The organism is Paenibacillus gyeongsangnamensis (assembly GCF_027533625.1).
Classification (GTDB): Bacteria; Bacillota; Bacilli; order Paenibacillales; family NBRC-103111; genus Paenibacillus_G; species Paenibacillus_G gyeongsangnamensis.
In genome coordinates this window covers 67,303-89,904 of record NZ_JAQAGZ010000004.1, presented here as the reverse complement: position 1 = coordinate 89,904, position 22,602 = coordinate 67,303, and the positions used below count along the sequence as shown (strand labels likewise).

Annotated in this window: 19 protein-coding genes; 8 read left to right on the top strand and 11 right to left on the bottom strand. The window is 50.2% G+C overall.

Annotated elements, in window-relative coordinates; translation table 11 throughout:
* Window positions 1-34: 34 nt before the first annotated feature.
* Window positions 35-1,522, bottom strand: coding sequence for an amidase family protein (locus O9H85_RS07125; RefSeq protein WP_269880939.1), 1,488 nt, complete (start codon window positions 1,520-1,522; stop codon window positions 35-37).
* 294 nt (window positions 1,523-1,816) lie between these two features.
* Here O9H85_RS07125 and O9H85_RS07120 point away from each other — a divergent pair, with 294 nt between their 5' ends.
* Together O9H85_RS07120 and O9H85_RS07115 are read left to right on the top strand one after the other, a co-directional pair.
* Window positions 1,817-2,803 carry a lipoate--protein ligase gene (locus O9H85_RS07120; protein ID WP_269880616.1) on the top strand — a complete coding sequence of 329 codons (987 nt, stop codon included), beginning with the start codon at window positions 1,817-1,819 and terminating at the stop codon, window positions 2,801-2,803.
* A 236-nt stretch (window positions 2,804-3,039) separates the two neighbouring features.
* On the top strand, window positions 3,040-3,306 hold the full coding sequence (locus tag O9H85_RS07115; protein WP_269880615.1) for a spore germination protein: 267 nt from the start codon (window positions 3,040-3,042) through the stop codon (window positions 3,304-3,306).
* A gap of 438 nt (window positions 3,307-3,744) precedes the next feature.
* Here O9H85_RS07115 and O9H85_RS07110 read toward each other — a convergent pair whose 3' ends face one another.
* Both O9H85_RS07110 and O9H85_RS07105 read right to left on the bottom strand, forming a co-directional pair.
* Complete coding sequence (locus O9H85_RS07110; RefSeq protein WP_269880614.1) at window positions 3,745-4,245, bottom strand: DUF1854 domain-containing protein; 501 nt, start codon at window positions 4,243-4,245, stop codon at window positions 3,745-3,747.
* Window positions 4,245-6,434 (bottom strand): ABC transporter ATP-binding protein, encoded by a 2,190-nt coding sequence (locus O9H85_RS07105; protein WP_269880613.1) that lies wholly within the window; start codon window positions 6,432-6,434, stop codon window positions 4,245-4,247. The genes O9H85_RS07110 and O9H85_RS07105 overlap by 1 nt, the downstream gene beginning before the upstream one ends.
* Before the next feature lie 436 nt (window positions 6,435-6,870).
* Here O9H85_RS07105 and O9H85_RS07100 point away from each other — a divergent pair, with 436 nt between their 5' ends.
* The 4 genes from O9H85_RS07100 to O9H85_RS07085 all read left to right on the top strand — a co-directional run bounded on the left by O9H85_RS07100 (window position 6,871) and on the right by O9H85_RS07085 (window position 10,202).
* The gene (locus O9H85_RS07100; RefSeq protein ID WP_269880612.1) at window positions 6,871-7,323 is read left to right on the top strand and encodes an ATP-binding cassette domain-containing protein; all 453 of its coding nucleotides are present in this window, start codon (window positions 6,871-6,873) and stop codon (window positions 7,321-7,323) included.
* Between the two features lie 314 nt (window positions 7,324-7,637).
* Window positions 7,638-8,615, top strand: coding sequence for an ABC transporter ATP-binding protein (locus tag O9H85_RS07095; RefSeq protein ID WP_269880611.1), 978 nt, complete (start codon window positions 7,638-7,640; stop codon window positions 8,613-8,615).
* Window positions 8,612-9,415 carry an ABC transporter permease gene (locus O9H85_RS07090; protein ID WP_269880610.1) on the top strand — a complete coding sequence of 268 codons (804 nt, stop codon included), beginning with the start codon at window positions 8,612-8,614 and terminating at the stop codon, window positions 9,413-9,415. Before O9H85_RS07095 ends, O9H85_RS07090 begins: the two co-directional genes overlap by 4 nt.
* A 4-nt stretch (window positions 9,416-9,419) precedes the next feature.
* Window positions 9,420-10,202, top strand: coding sequence for an ABC transporter permease (locus tag O9H85_RS07085; RefSeq protein WP_269880609.1), 783 nt, complete (start codon window positions 9,420-9,422; stop codon window positions 10,200-10,202).
* A gap of 74 nt (window positions 10,203-10,276) precedes the next feature.
* Here the strand turns inward: O9H85_RS07085 and O9H85_RS07080 are convergent, their stop codons facing one another.
* Window positions 10,277-11,302 carry a LacI family DNA-binding transcriptional regulator gene (locus O9H85_RS07080; protein ID WP_269880608.1) on the bottom strand — a complete coding sequence of 342 codons (1,026 nt, stop codon included), beginning with the start codon at window positions 11,300-11,302 and terminating at the stop codon, window positions 10,277-10,279.
* Between the two features lie 211 nt (window positions 11,303-11,513).
* Between O9H85_RS07080 and O9H85_RS07075 the strand changes: the two genes are divergently transcribed.
* Complete coding sequence (locus O9H85_RS07075; protein ID WP_269880607.1) at window positions 11,514-13,760, top strand: glycosyl hydrolase family 95 catalytic domain-containing protein; 2,247 nt, start codon at window positions 11,514-11,516, stop codon at window positions 13,758-13,760.
* 246 nt (window positions 13,761-14,006) lie between these two features.
* Here the strand turns inward: O9H85_RS07075 and O9H85_RS07070 are convergent, their stop codons facing one another.
* The 7 genes from O9H85_RS07070 to O9H85_RS07040 form a co-directional block, all read right to left on the bottom strand.
* Window positions 14,007-15,230, bottom strand: a complete 1,224-nt coding sequence (locus O9H85_RS07070; protein WP_269880606.1) for an MFS transporter — start codon at window positions 15,228-15,230, stop codon at window positions 14,007-14,009.
* Window positions 15,231-15,434: 204 nt separating this feature from the next.
* On the bottom strand, window positions 15,435-15,635 hold the full coding sequence (tatA, locus tag O9H85_RS07065; RefSeq protein WP_269880605.1) for a twin-arginine translocase TatA/TatE family subunit: 201 nt from the start codon (window positions 15,633-15,635) through the stop codon (window positions 15,435-15,437).
* Between the two features lie 2 nt (window positions 15,636-15,637).
* Window positions 15,638-17,458 carry a metallophosphoesterase family protein gene (locus tag O9H85_RS07060; protein ID WP_269880604.1) on the bottom strand — a complete coding sequence of 607 codons (1,821 nt, stop codon included), beginning with the start codon at window positions 17,456-17,458 and terminating at the stop codon, window positions 15,638-15,640.
* A 31-nt stretch (window positions 17,459-17,489) separates the two neighbouring features.
* Window positions 17,490-18,329 (bottom strand): carbohydrate ABC transporter permease, encoded by an 840-nt coding sequence (locus O9H85_RS07055; RefSeq protein ID WP_269880603.1) that lies wholly within the window; start codon window positions 18,327-18,329, stop codon window positions 17,490-17,492.
* Window positions 18,326-19,267, bottom strand: a complete 942-nt coding sequence (locus tag O9H85_RS07050) for a carbohydrate ABC transporter permease (RefSeq protein WP_269880602.1) — start codon at window positions 19,265-19,267, stop codon at window positions 18,326-18,328. Before O9H85_RS07050 ends, O9H85_RS07055 begins: the two co-directional genes overlap by 4 nt.
* A 6-nt stretch (window positions 19,268-19,273) precedes the next feature.
* Entirely contained in the window at window positions 19,274-20,626 is a 1,353-nt protein-coding gene (locus O9H85_RS07045; RefSeq protein ID WP_269880601.1) for an ABC transporter substrate-binding protein, read from the bottom strand.
* Between the two features lie 29 nt (window positions 20,627-20,655).
* Window positions 20,656-21,441 carry an MBL fold metallo-hydrolase gene (locus O9H85_RS07040; protein WP_269880600.1) on the bottom strand — a complete coding sequence of 262 codons (786 nt, stop codon included), beginning with the start codon at window positions 21,439-21,441 and terminating at the stop codon, window positions 20,656-20,658.
* Between the two features lie 243 nt (window positions 21,442-21,684).
* Between O9H85_RS07040 and O9H85_RS07035 the strand changes: the two genes are divergently transcribed.
* Window positions 21,685-22,473, top strand: coding sequence for a DeoR/GlpR family DNA-binding transcription regulator (locus tag O9H85_RS07035; protein ID WP_269880599.1), 789 nt, complete (start codon window positions 21,685-21,687; stop codon window positions 22,471-22,473).
* Window positions 22,474-22,602: the final 129 nt, after the last annotated feature.

Below are 22,602 nucleotides of genomic sequence, written 5' to 3'. Positions count from 1 at the left end.
ACGATCCGGCAACTGCTGCTGGAATTGACACAAGTCAGTCATGATCTTGATCCGAATCTAATGGAGGAGGAAACCTTTTAAGTGTAGCTTGTTCATATCCATACGCTATTTTGATCAACGTCGGTTCACTAAATGCTTTACCCGAGAAGACGAAGCCAAAAGGTCCTTTGGTTGAATCTCCGTCCAAATCCATCACACCGTCAGATGAGTAGCCTGCAGGAACACAGATTAGGGGGTATCCGAGTCTTGCGGCAATATACATGCCATCTATATCTCCAGGTAACATTAATGCGTCTAACTGAAACTGATTTATAACATAATCTATTCCTTCTTTAAGTGCCAATTCCTTATATTCTTGTTTCTTCTGCAAATAGGTTTGTTCCGTTAATGTGGTTACTTCTGACCTTATCAGCGTGTCCTGCCCATATTTTAAAGCGGTCTCGTCGTGTTGTTGATTGAATTCGATCAATTCTTTCAGGGAATGAACCGGTACGGAATCAGATAATTGTGATAAATAATGATTCAAACCTTCCTTAAACTCATAGCAGATCACATCATTATTCCAACTGTTCTGTTCTACATGCAGGTTGACAGGATCTATGATTGTGGCTCCTTTGTTTTTCAAGGTCGCTATCACATCTTCCATAATGGAAAGTCTTTCCTTATCTAAATCTTTATAATAATGCCTTGGTATGCCAATTCTGGCGTGACTTAAAAAGTTTGTCTCCAAAAATGGAGCATAATCTGCAAAAGAACGATTCTCGCTCGATAGTGTGGCAGAATCCCGATGGTCAACTCCAGTTAATGCGCCCAAAAGAATAGCGGCATCTGAAACCGTTCTAGCTAAAGGTCCGGGAGTGTCTTGGCTAAAAGAAATAGGGATAATCCCGGACCGGCTGATTAATCCAACTGTTGGTTTGATACCTACAAGCAAGTTTTGACTTGCAGGACCAACGATAGATCCTGCCGTCTCCGTTCCGATCGCTGCCGCCGCCAAGTTTGCTGCTACCGCTGCCGCAGAGCCGGAGCTGGACCCGCTAATAAAATACTCACCGGGACCATATGGATTTAGAACAAGTCCTCCCCGTGAGCTATACCCCGCCGGCATTTTGCTGGACATAAAATTGGACCATTCCGTCATGTTCGCTTTCCCAAGAAGGACGGCACCTGCTGAACGAAGCCTTGACGCTACGAATGAATCCGTTTTTGCAAACGATTCGGCTAATGCCACAGAACCCGCACTCGTATGGATTTTATCCTCTGTATCTATATTATCCTTCAATAAAATGGGAATACCGTGCAGTCTTCCACGACTACCTTGTTCTTTACGTTCTTTGTCTAACGCTCTTGCGATTTGTACAGCATCTGGATTTATTTCCAATATGGAATGAATGATTGCATCGTACTTATCTATTCGTTCTAAATATACTTGAACTAGTTCTTCCGAGGTGATAATGCCTTTTTCCATTGCCGTTTGCATACTTGTAATATCCGCTTCGATGATCCATTCCCTTAGATCCATACTCACTTGTCGGTTCTCCTTATAGTAAGTTCGTTTAATGATACCTTATCACAACTGGTTTACTATCCGTCCATGGAGAGTTTGACTAAAATGATAGTTAGTATCAATGTTCGAACTATCTCTTTCCTCGGCCGCTAACGAGGGTCTCGCAGTATCGTATGGACGCTTTTCTCATGAAGCACTGGCTGTCAATGCAGGATTGGCCCAAAGTAAGGGCCGTAGAAGCTTCGGCTCCAGATTTTCGGTATGATATAATGAGCGGAGAACAACGAGATCGCCGAAAGGACAGGTACTATGCTATTTATCGATAATCGGGGAATAACGGACCCCGCTCTCAATTTGGCTTTGGAGGAATTCTCCCTTCGGCAGCTTCCGGCCGAGCATGATTATTTGCTTTTCTATATCAACGAGCCTTCGATTATTATCGGCAAAAACCAAAACACCGCCGAAGAGGTCAACCAGGAATACGTTCGGGAGAAGGGCATTCACGTCGTACGCCGATTATCGGGTGGCGGAGCGGTATATCACGATCTCGGCAATTTGAACTTCAGCTTCATTACGAGAGACGACGGCAAGTCGTTCAGCAACTACCGCAAGTTCACCGAGCCCGTCATCAAGGCGCTGCACCGGCTTGGCATTCAGGCCGAGCTGACCGGACGCAACGATATTCAGGTCGGGGAACGCAAAATATCCGGCAACGCCCAGTTCGCTACGAAGGGGCGCATGTTCACTCACGGAACGCTTCTCTTCTCCTCGGAGATGGAGCATATCGCTTCGGCGCTGAATGTGCATCCGCTGAAGATTCAGTCCAAAGGGATCAAGTCGGTGCGCAGCAGAGTAGCCAACATCTCCGAGTTCCTGCAAGCTCCGATGACGATCGGCGAGTTCAAGGCGCATCTGCTTCATTCGATCTTCGAAGGAGCGGAGCCTGCGGAATATAAGCTGAACGACAGCGAATGGGAAGCCGTACGCCGATTAGCGGAGGAACGATACCGCAGCTGGGATTGGAATTACGGACAGTCGCCGGCGTTTAACGTACACATGGTCAAGCGGCTGACGGCGGGAACCTTCGATGTGCGTCTGGATGTGAGCGAAGGCTGCATCCGCGCAGCAGCCGTGTACGGCGATTTCTTCGGCGTAGGAGATGTAGAGGAGTTCACGGCGAAGCTTATCGGAGTCAAGTATGATCATCCGTCGATCGCCCATATTCTTGAGACAACGGACCTTGCCTATTATTTTGGCCCGGTTACGAAGGACGAATGGCTTGATTTGCTGTTCTAATCGATACCAATCAAGACAGCCTGCCGCAATGGCAGGCTATTTAAGTTGCTAAGAATTTATAAGTTTTTCGCAACTTATAGCTATCAACCTTGATAAACGCGCTGGTCCTTGTAAGACAAGGACGGCGTAGCCGTTTATTCTGGGTTGAATCTAGTCCGTGTTTGTCCCTTCCAAATGACTTGAGCATGAATAATATAATCTAGAATCTAAAAAATACGAAAACGGGGGTTTACAAGATGTCCACGATCATCAATGCTCCGATCACGCTAACGAATGTCAGTGGAACGGTTATTTTCGGGAACGTGGGGCAGATCGCGCCGAAATCGTCGAGTACGACTACAAGCGGTGCGGGCGGCGGGCAAGTCGGCGATGCCGCTCAATCTAACACGTTTGCCAGTTTCACGATCACGAGGAATACCCAGACCGCGAATAAAAAGATGAAGAAGATGACGAAGATGAAGAAGCCGAGTCCCCTTGCACCTCGCCGTACCCGCTGTTCGTGATCGAATTATGACAAGAGTAACGATGCGAATACTTCACTTACCGATAGCTTGCTGAGATCGTTTAACGTACAGCGAGTTGTCCTAAATACATATGATTTCCTGATTGGAACGCCGCTGCACTCCATGAAAGTACTAGGTATGTAAGCATCAATACGATTAAATCCATCTTATCCGTTCTCGAACCCGGACGGGTTTGCCGGCGTTTCCAGTGTCTTGCGGTCCTCCACCGTGCATCCTGCCACGAAAAGCGCGGCTATCACCAGCCACAATAGAATTTGTACGATCACCTGATCTTCCTCCTTACGGGGCCCTATGAAGAAGCTGAAGGGCTGAGCCCGAATGAATGTCTAAGGAATGTCATTGTATGCGCCCAAGGGGAAGTCGGTGCAGCATGGAATGAAAAAAACCGCAGGAAGGCCTGCGGCGGGGATGGCATTGCTATAAAATCTTATTCCATTGCTTGCGGCTGTGCGGATCGAGCTCGTCGATATTCGGTATTTCACACCGGCGTCCTTCGATATCCGAGATCAAATAACGCCCGGGTGCAGGGGATTGAAGGTGCTCGTGCAGGTTGCGCAGAGCTAACGTCATGGCTCCCAGTGTCGTATCCACCTTCCAAATCCACAGCGCCGGATTTTGTACAATTTTCTCGATATGCGTGATGCGGGGGATGAGGTAACGCAGATTCAACTCACGCCTCGCTTCCTGCCGGCTTGTCGACTCCAGATCCTCCAAACGACGCATAATTCCGATTTCTTCTCCGCCAGGCTTGCGGATGGAGATATACTCGTCCGGCTTCGAGAACGGATAACAACGGTACAGGTGCACCTCGTTGTAATCAATGCCTCTTATAGTCGCTTGCAAAATGCCTCCGGCATTCCGGTGCAGCCAAACATCCTCCGCCTCCAGCATCGTGATTTCATACGGATCCTGCAGCATCAGCCCTGCACCCCCCGGATTTTGGATACTTCCCGCTGCGCTTCCACCAGCTTATAGTATGCGCCCTTCTTATCCAGCAGCTCCTCGTGCGTGCCCATTTCCGCGATTTGCCCCTTATCGAGCACGACAAGCCGGTCCGCATTCCGCAGGGTGGACAGCCTGTGTGCGATCGCGAAGGTGGTGCGGCCTTTCACAAGACGGGAAATCGCTTCTTGAATTTGTCTTTCCGTTTCGGTGTCGACGGAGGCGGTCGCTTCGTCGAGAATCAGAATCCGCGGATTGTGCACGATCGCCCGGGCAATGGCAATCCGCTGCTTCTCTCCGCCGGACAGCCGGTGTCCGCGTTCGCCGACACGGGTATCGTAGCCGTCCGGCAGCTGCACGATAAAGTCATGGGCGTTCGCGATCTTCGCGGCCCGCATGATCTCCTCCGGCGTCGCATCCGGCTTGGAATAGGCGATATTCTCCGTGATCGTACCGTCGAACAGGAAGGTTTCCTGGAGGACGACGCCGATTTGTTTGCGCAGGTCCTCCTGCTTGATTTTTTTGAGCGGAATGCCGTCGATGCTGATATGGCCCTGATTCGGGTCGTAGAACCGGCAGATCATGTTAATTAGCGTGGATTTGCCTGCTCCTGAGTGGCCGACCAGACCGATCATTTCCCCGGGTTCGACGGATAGATCGATATTCTTCAACACGGGATGATGCGCTTCATAGCCGTATGATATCTGATGAAGCACGACCTTGCCCCGGACCCGATCCATCGGCACCGGCTCGATGTCGTCAGGTACATCTGACGGGGTGTCCATAATTTCAAAGACGCGGTCTGCGGAGGCCATAGCCCGGCTGGTCCAATTGAGCGCTTGGCTGAACCACTGCAGCGGTCCGAAGAACATACCCAGGTATGCGGTAAAGGCCATTAACGTACCCAGGGAGATTTCATCCCGGAGTACCATCCAGCCGCCGAAATACCAGACCAGGATAGCGCCCGAGGTGGATATGAGCGCGAACAAGGGAAATACTCCCTGCCACATTCCGTCGGCGCGTATGTTTTGAACGACGAGCTCTTTGTTGGCGTCGGCGTAACGGGACATTTCCGCCGGTTCCTGGCCGAACGCTTTCACGACTCTAATCCCCTGAAGTGCGTCTCCCACCAGCATGTTCAGCCGGTTGATGGCCCGCCAATGCCGGTACCAGCGGGCGCGAATCGTCGGCCAGATGATTAAGGAGGCGATCACGATGAGCGGGGTAGGGACGACGGCATATACCGCCAGCTTCCAGTTCAGGCTGATCAGCATCGTGATGATTGCAGCCAGCATAAGCACTTGACCGGAAATCCACATCACGCCGTCCGTCAGGAACTGCCTCATCGCTTCGGCGTCACTGTTAACCCGCCCGATGAACTGGGAGGTTTGTCTCCGGTCGAAGAAGCCAAGCGACAGGCGCATCAGCGAGGTGTAAATATCCTTGCGGATATCGCCCATTAGCTTTCCGCCGACCCAGACGCCGACATACCCGCGCAAAGTTTGCATGGAAGAGAGTACGATGCGGGTGGCAGCGAGACCAAGGACGAACCAGAGCAGCGCGTAGCCGATGTTCTTCGGCTGGAGCACATCATCCACGATGACCTTGGTCAAATAAGGGGGCACGAGCTCCATCAGAGTAGCCGCTATCAGCATGAGCGCTGCCGTCGCCATCTGCGTGCGGTAAGGCTTGGCATACTTGAGCAATCTTGCGGCTACTTTGCCTTTGTCCGTGCACACGGAGCACACCTCCGTGCCTTCAAGCAGCGGAGTTCCGCAGCTGGAGCATCGCCGCGGCAGATCCTTCACCGAAGGAGTAGGTGCGGTTTCACCGTCTGCAAGCGCTTTAACGAGCTTGGCGGCGAAACCGAATTTGCCTGCATGACTGGAAGTGAAACGGACGAGCGCCACCGGTCCTTCCGGTGTATCGGCCGTCAAGGTGCCGCCGCCGATCGCGGAGACGATTCGGCAATCGCTCGTTTGCCGGATGGGGATGCGGCAGCGCTGCTCTCCGTCCGGCTTGAAGACGCATACATCATCTTCCGTAACGACAAGCCAACGTTCGCCGAGCTGGCCATCTTCATTCACGTCCGCCATAGCCGTGAACAGGGGCGTCTCCGGCGTCTTTGCAGCGACGGAGGGCGGAAGCTTCTCCAGTATGGACATGATCTTATCTCCTTTCATTTTCCGACCAGACGTTCGTATTTTATCAGACATAAGGCAGGGAGTAAACCATATAATTCCTTTTATAACGAATTAATACAAAGTTCTCCTCATGTTTTACCTAAACTCACCTTTATCTTATTTTTCTTCGCCATCAGCCATAGGTAATGCAGGGCTTGGAACCCTGTATCAACGCCTTCCTCACGCTCAGCAGGCAAAGGGGCTCCCGGCCATTCGTACGATGGTTCATACGGTATAAATAACTGGTAATTAAATCCTTACAACGATGCAAAAGAACAGCGATTATCCCGTAATACCAGGTCATTTTAACAAAAATAAAAATTTTTGATGACAAGCTAGTCAATTTACCCATAAAATAACAAATGCAAGATGTAAAAATTAGCAACTTTGCAAAGAACATGAAGTGAGGGTGGTTCCATTGTCCGAGGCAGTCTTGGAAGTCAAATCGTTTAGAACGGTTGTAAAGGACAAGCATAGGGAGCTGATCTTGGTTGACAGCATTGATTTTGCGATCGGGACGAAGGAGGTTGTAGCGCTCGTCGGCGAATCCGGAAGCGGCAAGAGCATGACGTCTTTATCGATTATGCAGCTTCTGCCTCGTTCCGTCGCCATTGCCGGGGGAGAGGTCCGGTTTTGCGGCACGAATCTGGTTGGGTTGAACAAGCGGCAAATGGCCCGGGTTCGGGGACGCCGAATGTCCATGATCTTCCAGGAACCGATGACCTCGCTGAATCCGGTGCTGACGGTCGGGACACAGCTCACGGAAGCGATTGTACGTCATCTCGGCGCTTCAAAAATGGAAGCGGTTGCAGTGGCGGAGGACTGGATCCGGCGCGTCGGGTTCCCGGAGCCGGCCCGTATCCGCAATTAATATCCGCACCGGCTCTCCGGTTGCTGCAGCTTTTCTTGATAAAGAAAGTTGCAGTCCTTTTAATGCGTAAGCGGTGAAAAACGTACTCTAGCAAATAAAAAAACGACATAAACATGTCGTTTGTTGATTTTTGATAAATTTTAACTAAACCTAGATGCTCTCGACCTCTATAATAGTATTATAACTCGGAGAGAATTATAAGTCTATACTTTTTTTGGAATTTTGGATATATTTTTTAGGCACTAATGAATGAGGAGGTAGCCAATGATAAATCGAGGTACTAGGGATGCAGTTCGCGAAGGGAGGGTGAACGTATGATCGCGCTTCAAGGCATTCATAAATCGTTCAAGGTGGCCAAACGGTCCGGAGGATTGGGGCAGGCGGTTAAATCGTTTTTCGTACGTGAGCATACGATTGTGGAAGCGCTTCATGATATTTCGTTCACGGTCAACGAAGGCGAAATCGTCGGCTATATCGGGCCGAACGGAGCGGGAAAATCGACCACCATCAAGGTCATGAGCGGCATTCTGGTGCCGGATAGAGGGGCCTGCTCCATTATGGGCTTTACTCCGTGGAAGGAAAGAAAGGCTTACGTGCAGCATATCGGCGTCGTATTCGGACAACGCTCCCAGCTCTGGTGGGACGTACCCGTCATCGATTCGTACGAGCTGCTGCGGGATATTTACCGCATTCCTCCGGCCGATTATCAATCGAATCTGAGCCTCCTGACCGAGACGCTGGAGCTTGGCGACTTGCTGCAAACGCCGGTGAGACAATTAAGCCTCGGTCAGCGTATGCGCTGTGAAATCGCGGCCTCGCTTCTGCACGGACCCAAGGTGCTGTTCCTCGACGAACCTACAATCGGGCTGGATGCCGTCAGCAAAATAGCCGTGAGGCAGTTTATCAAGACGATCAATAAGGAGAAGGGCGTTACGGTCATCCTTACGACGCACGACATGAGCGATATCGAGGCGCTGGCCGACAGGATTCTTATGATCGGCAAAGGAACATTACTGTACGACGGCTCGCTGGGCGAGCTGCGGCGCCGGTTCGGGACGCAGCGGACGATAACGGCGGACTTCCGCGAGCATGCGGCTCCGGTCGATATCCCCGGTGCGGCGCGGCTTTCCTGGTCTCCGGAGCGGGCAGTCTACAGCGTCGATACGGAACAGGTGCTTATCGCAAGCGTCATCTCCAGCTTGGCCGAGCAGGTGGACCTCGTCGACGTTGCGGTTGAAACGAAGCCGGTGGAAGAATTAATCGTGCAGCTGTATAAGGAGCATCAAATATGAAGCCCTATGTTTCCGTGCTGCGCCTCCGGTTCTTGAACGGCCTGCAGTACCGGGCGGCGGCCTTGGCGGGGATGGCGACGCAGCTGTTTTTCGGCTTCATCTTCATCATGATCTATGTGGCATTCTACAGCCAAGGGACGGGCAACCAGCCGATTTCCTTAAAGGATATTGTTGTCTATATCTGGCTTCAGCAGGTATTTCTGGCATTTATTATGCTGTACATCCGGGATAACGAGATCTTCCAGCTGATCACCAGCGGCAATATTGCCTACGAGCTGTGCCGTCCGTGCAGCATCTATTCGTTCTGGTACGCCAAGATGCTGGCTTCACGCCTGTCCAGCGCGATTCTGCGCTGCTTTCCGATTCTCATCGTAGCGTTCTTCCTTCCGCAGCCTTACCGGATGAGCTTGCCGCCGTCGCCCGCCGCGCTCGGGTTGTTCCTCATCACGCTATTCCTGGGACTGCTGCTCGTGGTCGCGATTTCCATGCTGATTCACATTTCCGTCTTTTGGACCATGTCGCCTACGGGTTCGGTCCTGATGATCGCGGTGGTAGGAGAATTCATGGCGGGGCTCATTATTCCCATTCCATTGATGCCTGACTGGGTTCAGCACATCGCTTACGCGCTGCCCTTCCGCTGGGCGGCAGACCTGCCGTTCCGCGTCTATTCAGGGCAAATCCCGCAATCGGACGCGCTGTGGGATATCCTGATCCAGCTGATGTGGATCGCGGTGTTGATCGGCCTCGGCTGGTGGCTGATGCGTAGGGCGCTGCGCCAAATCGTCGTGCAAGGAGGCTGATCGAATGAAGCTCTATTTCAAATATTTATCGATCATTTTTAAATCCCAGCTCCAGTACCGCACTTCCTTCTGGCTGCTCACTTTCGGCCAATTCTTCATTCCGTTCTCCATCCTGGCAGCGATCTACTTTAAGTTCGAACGCTTTGGGCAGCTTCAGGGCTGGGGCTTCTTTGAGGTAGCGCTCTGCTTCTCCATCATCGGAATGGCCTATTCCCTCAGCGAATGCTTCTCCAGGGGCTTCGATCTGTTCTCCAGTCTGGTTGCCGGAGGCGACTTCGACCGACTGCTGGTTCGTCCTCGCAGCACAATCGTACAGGTGCTTGGCTCGAAGTTCGAGTTTACCCGGCTCGGCCGTCTGATTCAAAGCTTGATCGTGCTTTGCTGGTCTTTAAGCCAGCTTCCCATCGTATGGAATGTTCCGAAAGCGGTCACGCTCGTACTAATGATCCTCTGCGGGACACTGATTTTCACCGGCATCTTCATGTTAACCGCCACACTATGCTTTTGGACGATTCAAGGGCTCGAGATTGCGAATATTTTGACCGACGGCGGACGGGAGATGGCGCAATATCCGCTGAATATATATCAACGATGGGTGACAGTGTTTTTCACCTTCATCATTCCTTTCGGCTGTGTCAGCTACTTGCCCTTAATGCATTTGCTGGGAAAAGCGGAAGGCAGCGATGTGCTGTACATGCTGATGCCGCTGGCAGGCGCCTTGTTTCTGGTTCCTTGCTTACTTGTCTGGCAGATCGGGGTGAGGCATTACCGTTCGACGGGGTCTTAAGCGTACCAGCCTTCAATGAAAACCAAAAACCTTCGCCGGTGGGCGAAGGTTTTTGGGCTTGCTTTGCCGCTTATTTAAATGGAAGGGGCTGGGCCTGTGGATCTGTTGATCCGGAGCGCGCCGGGGAGAACGATTTCCTGATAGGGAAGCGAAGGGTCGGCCAGATGCTGGAACAAAATTTCCATGGCCATGCTGCCGATCAGGCCTGCGGATTGGTTAATGGTTGTGAAGAAACGGTGATACTCCTCCGGAAGGGAAGCGTACTGATCGTCGAACACGACGATACTGAGCTGTTCGGGAATGCGCAGTCCCAGGCTCTGAACGGCTTTCAGCACCCCGGGCAGCAGCGAAGGCTGTGCAACGAATAACGCGGTCGGCTTGGACTCGCTCTGCAGCAGATGCTGAGCAGCGAGGTAGGAGGCCTCCCGGTTAGAAAGAATTTGCGTATAAGAGTCCGGTACCGTGATGCTGCTCTTCATCAGCGCCATCCGGTAACCGTTCAGCCGGTCGGCGTAGGTTGAGTGTATCGTTTCGAGCGTGAGGATGGCGATATCCTTATGACCCAGGGAAATCAAATGCTCGGTCAGCAGCATGGCACCGGCGAAATTGTCGCCCCGGACGACATGAGCGGGGATTTGCTGCAGCTTCTGGTCTATCAATACGATCGGCACTTGACTTTTTAACAAGAAATCGAGGTGATCCGCATACTGCTCGCCGCTCGTGCTTAGCAGCACAAGGCCGTCAACCTCGCGCTGGAGCATCCTCGATACGACCTTGGCTTCGCGATCCCGGCTCGCCCCGGTATTCCCGATGATCATGAAGTAATCTTTCTCGAAAGCCTTGCTCTCCGCGCCGGCCAAGATATCCATGCTGAAATGGTTGCGGCCGCCTTCGGTTCGTCCCATCGGCATAAGCACGCCGACCGTCATGGAGCTCTCCTTGTTCCGTTTAAGCTCACCGACGGGGATGTTCAGCTCTTCGAGGGCCCTAAGCACTTTGTTTCGCGTAGAGGCGGAGACGGTATCATAGTTGTTGATTACCTTGGATACGGTAACGCGGGATACTCCTGCTTTGGTTGCAACGTCTTGTAATGTAGCCACTTCGATCACCTTCGTCGGAAACGTTTATTGAAATGCTAACGAGCTATGATCATGGTAAAGCAAGCTGCAAACGTTTGTCAACGAACTTGGTTACGAGGGGAGAACCATGGAAAAACACGGTTGACAAACAATGGAAGCATGTTATATTAATTTCGAGAACGTTTCCGGAAACGTAAAATGTAACCGATGCAAAACAAGGAGAGTGAACTCTTTGAAAGCAAGCCATGTCCTTACGCTGCAATACCCCGCTTCCTGGTTCGCAGGCAAATGGAAGGATGCACTGCCTGCAGGCAACGGCACGATCGGGGCGGGCGTTTACGGCGGTGTCTGCACCGAAACCATCCTGCTCAACCATGAGGACCTATGGTTTATGGGGCGAACGCCGGAGCTGCCCGATGTGAGCGGCAAGCTGCCGGAAGTGAGGAAGCTGCTGCTGGAAGGAAGAGCCAAGGAAGCGGACCGGCTGCTAGCGAATGAGCTGAAGTACAAGGGATACGAGCCGAAGATTGCCTCTCCGCTGCCGTTAGGCGACCTTAAGGTGACCATGCCGGGGAAGAATGCCTTTCTGGATTACAGTCGTTCGCTGCATATGGAAACCGGAGAGATTAAGGTCATCTGGCTGGATGGCGAGATTCGGTATGAAAGGGCGCTGTTCGTCTCGCGTTCCGATGACATGATCGTATACGAAATCCGGGCTGACAAGCTTGCCTCTGTAAGCGCAGCCATTCAGCTGGATATTCACGATATCAGGGATATCCGCTATCCGAAAGGAGGGCAACCGCAAGCGATTCCGCTGCCGGTCAACGTGGAGCAACGCGGTGAAGGGTCTTATCTCTTCTACGCGGCAGAGAATGACGACGGAACCGATTTCGGCGCGGTCGCCAAGGTTATCCATCACGGAGGAAGTATAGAGCATGTTGAAGGAGCGATATCCGCTCAAGGAGCGGATTCCATTCTCGTATGTCTCAAGCTTTTCGTCAAAGGGGAGAGGAAGAAGGATTGGACACGGCTCGCCGAATCCTTAGACATGGCGGATTTGGACTATGACCGCCTGCTTGCCTCTCATGCGAAGCTGCACGGCTCTTTGTTCCAAACGATGGAGCTGGATCTCGGAGCGGATCCTGCCGAACGCGTGCTGTCCAATGAAGAGCTGCTTTTGAAAGCCTATAATGGGGTCATGCCGCTGGCCATGGTGGAGAAAATGTGGGCATATGGCCGCTACCTTCTTATTTCCAGCTCGCGGGAAGGGGGCCATCCTTGCCACTTGTACGGACTGTGGTGCGGAGAGTATAACGCCATGTGGGCGTTCAACATGTCCAACGAAAACCTGCAAATGATTTATTGGCAGGCGTTATCGGGTAACATGCCCGAGCTAATGCTCACGGTATTCGATTATTTCGACGGGATGCTGGACGATTTCCGCAAGAATGCCAGACAGCTGTACGGCTGCGCAGGGATCTACATCCCTGCGCCGACGGTGCCCGGATCGGGACTGCTCAAACATGCTTTGCCGCATATCATTCATTGGACCGGCGGGGCCGGGTGGATTGCCCAGCACTATTACGATTATTATTTGCATACAGGCGATCAGGATTTCCTGCGCGACCGGGTGCTGCCGTTCCTGATGGAGACGGCCCGCTTCTACGAAAGCTTCTTCACGCTGGATGAGAAGGGCTATTTCGTGAGCAGTCCCTCCAACTCCCCAGAGAATACGCCGGGCAATTATTTGGACGCTCATGGCAAGGGCGCTTCGATGGGAACGACCATGAACGCGACGATGGACTTTGCCATCGCGAAGGAAGTGTTGACCAATCTAGTGGAAGGCGCGACGGCTGCTGGAATGTATACGGACGAAATCGCCAAGTGGGAAACGATGCTGTCGCGGATCCCTCCGTATCAGTTGAATGAAGACGGCGCGGTGCGCGAATGGATGCATCCGTTCTATAACGACAATTACCATCACAGGCATCAATCGCATTTATACGGCATTTTCCCGGGCATCGAGGTGGCGAAGGATGAGGATCCCGACCTGTTCCAAGCATTCGTCACCGCCATCAAAAAGCGTCTTGTCATCGGAATTCGGGAGCAGACCGGATGGTCGCTCGCGCATATGTCCTCCGTGTACGCCCGCATGGGAGAAGGCGAATTGGCCGAGGAATGTCTCCGTCATTTGAGCCGCTCCTGTGTCATCAATAACTTCTTCACGCTTCACAACGATTGGAGAGATATGGGGATCGGCGTGCAAGGAGGGGGGCAGGCGCCTTTCCAGATCGATGCGAATATGGGCTGGAGCGCGGCGGTTCAAGAGATGCTGATGTTCTCCAGACCGGGACAGATTACGATTCTGCCCGCACTGCCCAAGCGGTGGGAGCAAGGATGTGCCGGGCCGCTCTTGGCGCGCGGAGGTATCGAAGTGACGAGCACAAGAGGTGGAGCTGGTGTTCCCGCACGAGGCTGATCTGATCAATGGCCGAAGCTTTGAAGGAAACCGGCTGAAGGGGATCTTATTGAAGCCGGATTGTCCCGAAACCTTCGCGATACAGTTCGGCCATGCGAAGCTGATACGAAGCTAGAAACGCTGAAGATGCATCGCTCGGGGGAGGAGCCGCTAGTGGCGGCTCCTCCCCCGAGCGTCATGATTTCCGTACGCGCGACCATTCCAGGTATTCAGGAATTATCTCATCGCCCGGAGCCGGCAAACCGGTCAGATTTTGCCGGATATGGAAGCAGCTCGGAGCAGCCTGCGCTCCCAAGCATAGCTGAACATCACCCCGGCGAGAGCGAGCGACGCCAAGACGGCAGACAGCCACGGCACCGAGGCGAGCCCTGTATAAGTGATCGCAAGACCTCCGAGATAGGCGCCTCCCGCATTGCCGAGATTCAACACGGAGTGGCTCGAGGTGGCGGCAAGCACCGGCGCTTCATGGGCCAAATTCATGATGCGCAGCTGAATGCCAGGCATGATGCCGAAGGCGGCCACACCCCAGCAGAAGACGGTAACGACGGCCAGGACCGGATTCGGCAGCGTCACGGTAAGAATCGTCAGGATAACCGCCAAGATGGCGAAGTTGGCCATTAACGACGGCATCAGCTTCCAGTCCGCCAGCTTGCCGCCGACGATATTGCCGATGGTTACGCCGAAGCCGAACAATACAAGGATCCACGTGACGCTGTGCTCCGGGAATCCGCTGATTGACTCGAGCATCGGCGTAATGTAAGTGAATACGGAGAAGAGGCTTCCGCAGCCGAGCGCGCCGATGAATAATATAAGCAGCACCTGCGGGTTCATGAGTCCGCGGATTTCCTGGGCCAAGCTGGACGGCTGGTCTTGCCTGATCGTCGGGATGAAGATGATGATTCCGATGAGGGAGACGATACCGAGCAGCGTGATTGTCTCGAACGAGGCTCTCCAGCCCAACTGCTGGCCTATGAAAGTGCCGAACGGAACGCCGACGATATTGGCTATCGTTAGACCGGCGAGCACCATCGACACGGCACTCGCCCGCTTCTCCGGCCTGACGAGCCGGGCTGCGATAACGGAGCCGACGCCAAGGAACGTCCCGTGGGCAAAGGCCGTCAGGATACGGGCGGCTATCAGCAGATGATAGGTTGGCGCCGCAGCCGACAGGGCGTTGCCTGCAATGAAGATGCACATGAGAAGGAGCAGCAGCTTCTTTTGTGGAATACGGTAGGTTAAAATCGTGAGCACCGGCGCCCCTACGGCGACTCCCAGGGCATAGCTCGTAATAAGCTGTCCGGCTTGCGGAATCGTGACATGCAGATCCTCGGCCACATTAGGCAGAAGTCCCATAATGATAAACTCCGTCATGCCGATGGCAAAGGCTCCGATGGTAAGACACAGCAGCGAGAGCGGGAAACGCTCGTTCTTTTTCGGCTGCGAGTGGGAAGCGGAATTGGGAGCTTTCATGTTATCGATTCCTCTTTCTATCCGGGTAATGATTCTCTCTATAGACTAGCTTGTAAGAGTATATCACCATTCCTGTAACCAGGGAATAACCTTCCTTGCTTCATGAGATCAAAATATGGCCGTCGAAAAAATAATTATTTTCCGGTTAGAAGAGAAGCTGCCGTGGCATCACAATGCCGCGGCAGCTTCTTTGCACTAACCATATCATTTTCTTACTTCTGCATCAGCAATGATAATTTCTTGCTTGTTATTGGTTTCTTTGGAATCGTTACCGGTGGTAACGTCCTTAAATTCCCTGAACATTTTGCCGACACCTCTACCTAGTTCGGGAAGTTTGCTTGGTCCGAAAATAAGAAGAGCAACAACGGCGATCAAAACAATATGCATCGGTGATATGGCTCCCACGATTAGCAGCTCCTTTTATAATGCCAGATTTGTAATTGAGGAAGTCCGTTTCCTCCAGAGTCAAGACTTAGACAAAATGTGCTTGGCGCACTTTTACTATTTCGCGATATGGCCGTAACGTTAGCGCTCCCTGTTTCTAAATAAAGAAGCTGTTCTTCATCCACGTTCCATAGAATCGCTTGTCCGTTGATTAATAGAAGCGAGGTTCTCTGTCCTAAGCATACAACATCGGTACAAGCTGGATCCAGACTTTGATTCTGTATAAGGGCCTTTTTCCAAATACCTATGGAATCTTTATAGACTAAGTGAACCTTGCCGGATTCCTTAATAATGCCGGCTTCCTCTTGCCCATGGGTATCCCAAGCATAGACATGAGCACATTCCAAAATCGGAGGTTGTTTTCGATCCCATCGGTACAACTGCCGATTTTCCGTTAACAAGATCAGGCCCCCATCATATTCGAAAAGCTGTGCAATCTTCTTCTCATGAAGAGTTAATACAGGACGAAGGTTCGATCCGGCGGCGGAGGTCGAATCGTCAGACCAAATTTCATACAACCGGTCTTCACACCCTACCCAAACGCCGCCGCCGGATCGGGAACAGAGACAAGTAATGTTTGTATCGAAGGTAAGACGAGGTCCCGGTGTTTCTACGGAAGCATCCCTTTGAAATCGCCCTAAGTCGTTGGTATCGCTTCTTAGGAGGAGATCATTCCATGCCCGCCATACACCATCCTCAGATACAGCGATCCCAATCAACGGTGTTCCAAGGTGCAGGCTTCCCAGTACGGCATCCACCGCGGGGTCCGCCTCCCACAAATATCCGTCATCGGTCAAGATAAGACTGCGGTTCGGGGTAATGGAACGGATCTGTTTTAATATCGTAGCTGCGGTTCCTACCGAACATGAATATAGGCAACGGAGTTCATCTTCCTCATCGCTGGATGCCGCCGGTTCTCGGAGCAGCTTTTGTTTATCCTCGACCAGTCCGGAAAGGGAGCCTCCGCTCCAATCGGCAACCAAATGAAGCTTACGTGAATCATGATCCATGGTAAAGATTTCGAACTTGTCTTTTTCTACATTGATGATTCGGGATTGTCTATGTCCATCTCGAGTCACGGTTCCGTGAACGCCTGTGGTGAAAAAGCGGGTCCCGTATTTAAAAGAGCTGGAATCCGGATGCCCATGTCCTAAGTGATAATGTGCTGAGAACCAGGCAACAATCTCCGGTGTGGTTTGTATCAGCTTCAGCCAGCGGTAGGGATCGTGATTTTGATCCAAATACGCATTCGTGGCCCTGACATGTACAGCCGGTACCGTCCGCAAGCCACATCCAATAGGAGGGGCATGAGTGAAAATGATGCAAGGAATGCCCGGCTTTTCAGCTAATGCCTTCTGAAACCAATCGAACTGTTCATCTGAAACAAAGCATTCCTGCACTTGATAGCAGCTTTCCGGAGGTTGGGGCTCCGTACTGATAAAAAACAACCGGTAATCCTCCTGCTCGATGACACCGTAAGCAGATTCCAGGCCGTATAGCTCCAAAAATGCTTTTTCTATGGTCCCTTTCATTTGTTTACCTGCGCCGGATTCTCGCTGCAGATCGTGATTGCCCAAGATCGGGCGTAAAGGAGAGCTGATGTGACGCAAGTAATGATAGGCTTGATGCAGTCCTTCCACACCGCCGATTTGATCATTACTGCCGAAGTCCCCGAGTGGAACAACGAGGTCCGGATTGCAGGCGGCCAGATCCTCCATAGCGGCTTCAGTTAGCTCAAGCTCGCTTTTTTGAATGTGAAAATCCCCTATAACGGCAATACGCAAAATGACATTCCTCCTGTTGAACCAAGCCGCGCTATTTCACGCCCGTAATAACAACGCCTTGAATAAAGTACCTTTGGGCTACAGCAAACAAAATGATGATTGGAAGCATCGCCAAAAGGGAAGCGGCCATGAGTAATCCCCACTGTGTGCCATATTGTCCGCTAAACATGCTTAATCCGAGGCTTACGGTGAAATTTTCGGTATTGTTTAGATAAATCAGCGGACCGATAAATTCATTCCAATGGCTTTGAATGGAAAAGAGCATGACCGTTAGTAAAGCAGGTTTACACTGCGGCAATATGATTTTATAAAAAACCTTCCAGGTTCCGCATCCGTCCATTCGGGCGGCCTGATCGAGTTCGGGCGATATCGTCCTCATATATTGTCTAAGCAGGAAAATGTAAAACGCATTTCCAAAAAAGGACGGAACGATGAGCGGTAAAAAGGTATCCACCCAGCCGAAGGTTTTAAATAGAATGAATTCAGGAACAATAATGACTTCTCTGGGCAGCATCATGGTCGCTATGACGATGATAAACAAAACATCGCGGCCCGCCCAACGGATTCTGGAAAACGCAAAAGCCACAATCGAGGAAGCCATAAGTGATCCCATGGTGGATAAGACGGTAACGGTAATGCTGTTCAAATAAAAAAGGGGAAACGGCAGGCTCTGATACGTTAGGGCCTGAGCGAAATTACCCCAGTTGAAGGGAGAAGGGATCAACTCCGGCGGAAATTTAAAAATCTGTGCGTTTTCTTTTAACGCAGTCGACAGCATCCAGATGAGAGGAAGCAGGATCACAAGTGCACCAAGACCAATAATGGTATAGGTCAAAACATCCATCACGGCCTTTGATTGTTTTCTTGTCATTTGTGACCGTCCCCTCCTTCATAATGAACCCAGTATCTCCCCGAAATAAACACGATTAAGGTTAATATCAAAATATACAAAAACAGCATCCAGGCCAGTGATGAAGCATAACCCATTTTGAAATCCTCAAAGGCCGTCGTATATAAATAAAGCATATAAAACAAACTTGCCTTATTGGGGCCTCCGCCGGTCATCACATACGCATTGGTAAAGGTCTGAAAGGATTGGATTAGCCCGGTGACAAGATTTAAAAAAATGATCGGTGTCATCATCGGAATCGTAATATGAATCATCTGCTTGATTCTGCCTGCACCGTCTACATCAGCCGATTCATATAGGGCGGTCGGGATGTTCTGCAGACCGGCCAAATTGGTGATCATGCTTCCTCCAACTGTCCATAGACTCATAAAGATGAGGCTCGGAATGACCGTATGTTCGTCGCCCAACCAATTAACGGCCCCCATATGAAGAACTGACTTCGAAATATAATTGAACAGGCCGAAATCCTTACTGAACAACCATTGCCATAGCAAAGAAACGGCTACTCCGCTAATGACCGTAGGAAGGAAATAAATGGACCTCCAGAAGGAGAGTCCTTTGATATTCCTGTTTAACAGCAGGGCCAGAAGGAATCCCAAGCCCAAGTGAAGGGGGACGGAAACGATCGAATAATACGTCGTTATCCATACCGACTTCCAAACCTGAGGCTCTTGAACAAGCATTTTTTTATAATTGTCCAATCCGATAAACTTGGGAGGCGAAAGCAGATTCCAGTCCATGAAACTAAGCACAAACGACATAATAATCGGAATCAAAGTGAAGAGAAGGAATCCGATAATCCAGGGAGAGGCCATAAGCCAGCCTGTGACCGTTTCCCTGAATCTTCTCCTGTTTCTTGCTTTGGCCAAACCGGATTGGGCTTCAAGAACAGGTTTCATTTCTCACTATCCTTTGGCTTTATTTTCTTTGATGATTTTATTGATCTCATCCTCGGCACTTTTCATTCCTTGCTCAACCGGTACTTTGCCGCTTAATATTTGTTCCATCGCATTACCGGTAATTCGCAGAACCTCAGGATAAGAAACCCATTCGCTGAGTGCCATCGGCTTGGAGTAGCTTAGCGCCCGTTGAAAAGCTTTGAGATTTTTAGGTGTATCCGAGTTAAAGAAAGGCTCTTGTGCATCGGTGCGGGTAGGGATATAGACGCCTTTCTCTGCATAAACCTGCTGTGATTCCTTGGTTGTAAGCTGCTCCAGGAGTGCAATGATTTCCTTCTTGGCTTTGGTATTCGGTCCTACAATATAGCCGAGAACGTTGGAGGAGACGAATTTCTTTCCTGTATTGGGGGAGCTTGGGAGCTCCGCAACGTCCCACTCGAAATCTTTAATTCCACGGTATTTGGCCATGGTCCAGTTTCCTGCATTCATCATCACGATTTTACCGGACATGAAGAGATCGTCCGAGCTTTGGCTTTTCGTAAAATCGGGGGTCGGCGATACCTTATCCTTCAGCATCAGGTCCGCATAAAACTGAATGGCTTGAATGGCTTCCTTGCTCGCAATAGTACATTGATCGCCGGCCGGATTAAACAGCTCCCCGCCGTTGGACCAAATATACTCAAAGGTCGGCATTCGGTTTGTCGAAACGAAGTATCCGTATTGGGTAATTTGATCGCCGGATCGCTTGGTCAATTTGACGGCATAATCTCTTAGTTCGTTCCAGGACCATGTCTTTTCCATTTCAGAGGGAAGCTTCAGGCCTTCTTTTTGAATCAAGGTTTTATTATAAACAATACCGGTGCAATCGACTCCGAACGGAATTCCCCGAGTTTCCCCTTTAAATTGGTAGGTTTGAACAAAGACGCTATTCATATTCGCCAAGTTCTCCTGCAGCTTAGCCGAATTCTTGACCTCTTGCGTAATGTTGGCCGCCTGGTTCGACTTGGCAAAGGTTTCAAAATTCGGTCTTGTCATAATGAACAAATCCGGTCCTGTACCTCCGCTGATGCTGATCGGGAGCTTCTTCCAGTAATCGTCGTACGATAAAATTTGCAAAGAAACGTTTAAATTCGGATTAATCTTTTTAAATTGGGCAATTTGAGTATCGATTACTTCTTTGGCGTCTGATGTCCAAGTTTGGAATATGAGTCCTGTAACAGTTCCGTTGTTATTAGTGACTACTTTTGCACATGCACTAAGAAGCCCACCCATAGATGTTAGAGCTGCTATTCCTCCGGCCATCTGTACGCCTTTGATTAAAAGGTCTCTGCGGGTGATATTCATTTCTTTCTCGCTCAATGTAAGGCCCTCCTCTGATAAAATGTGAATTAAAGTGTAATGGTTTGACCGTCTTTCGGCCATTCAACCGGTTTGGAAAAAACCTGCTTGGCCGCTTCGACGCAGGCATCCGCTTTGCTTAAGGGGCCATGCACCAGAAAAAGCTTATCCACTTCTGCGGCTTCCGCCATGCGGGCAGCATCTACAGCTCCCGAATGAAGGGCCGGATTATGATTCATGTCCGCCGCTACAGGCCCCAAAGAGGCTTCGGTAATGAGAATCGAGCTTCCTCTTACGTGATCTGCCATCGGAGGATGATACGCCGTATCTCCGGTAAATGAAAATACTTTTCCCGTAAGCTTGTCTGTGAAACGATAGCATAAGCCTTGTACTGGATGGACCGTCTCGCAGGTATGCAATGTAAAGACTTCGTCCTCGTACGGTTCTCCCGGTTGAAGGGGGATAAGTGTCGGCATTCCTTTTCCGCTATAAAAACGGTCGGCTTGCAATAAATTCATGGAGAGCTTCACAACACGTTCTAAATCTTCAATTGGACCGATAATTTTCAAATCCGCTAAATTCTTTCTTTTCATCAAGAAATAAAATAGGAGCGAAGGCAATGACAAATAATGATCATGGTGCATGTGAGTAAAGAAGAGATATTCAATTTCGGTAGGATCCACGCCTTGTTTGCGAAGATTCGAAACTACGGACCATCCTGTGTCAACCAAGTATTTTCGGTTAATTAACAAGCTGGCCGTATCGCTTCCAGCATCAGGGAGTGCCGTAGAGGTTCCTAAAAAAGTGATGGTCGTTTCATGATTGATGGTACTCATAACTGTTCACCGTCGTTTCTCGATTAATAGTTTCTTAGTTATCATAACGAGATATTGTTAATTATATGTCATCCGGTTGTAAATTAATTGTTAATATATAATCAAAATGATTGATTATGATCAATATATTTCGAAATACTAGGCTGTATTTAATAATATCAATCATTTGAGTGTCATAATGGTTCCCTTTCTTCTAAAAACCATGTATATTTAATATAGGTAATTAAGGTGCTAATAAAAGGAATGAAACGTGTGGCTAAGAAAAGACGCCAAGAAATCGTAATCCTTCTAAAGACGAAGGTGTTTATGAAAGTGGAAGAATTATGCAGTCAGTTGGACGCATCTCCGGCTACGATTCGTCGTGACCTTGTGGAGTTGGAGAAAGCAGGATTGATCAAAAGGGTAAATGGAGGTGCTATTCTTCCATTAGCGGATTTTCAGGATCAGCGTGAAACGGGGGCAGCAGGAAGCAGCGATCCATTCTTAAACCATAAAAGGGCCATTGCTCAAGCCGCGGTTTCCATGGTTCGAGAAGGAGACACGATATTTATTGATTCCGGTTCAACTAATAATCAAATTGCTGAGTTATTGGTTTCATTTTCAAACATCTCGATCGTAACAAACAGCATAGAAATTGCCTATAAATTCATTCGAAAAAAAGATATTTCCGTTGTCATCTGCGGTGGAACGATCAAAGAAATAAGCCCGGTCGAGAGTATCGTTGGACCATTGGCTGAAATGATGATCTCTCAGTTCAGAGGAAATCTATGTTTTTTAGGAACCTCCGGAATAGACTTAAAACATGGGATAACGGATCCGTATTTATCAGCGGCTAGCATTAAAGCGAAGATGATTGAGAACTCGTCTAAAGTCGTACTCGTCACGGATCACAGTAAATTCGGAAGGGTCAATAAAGCGTTTGTAGCCACATTGGATAAAATTCATCATGTCATTACTGACAGTAAAGCACCGGACGATACAATAGCTGCTTTAAATCAATTGGGAATTTCTACAACTTTAGTAAGTACATGAGACTTGAATCTTATGACCAAGGTCATCTTTACAAAGGCTCACCGAATAGGTGAGCCTTTTCTTAGTTGATAAGATATCCGGAAGCCCGTCGCTTACGGCTAGTAATCGATTTCTATTCACATCCAGTGA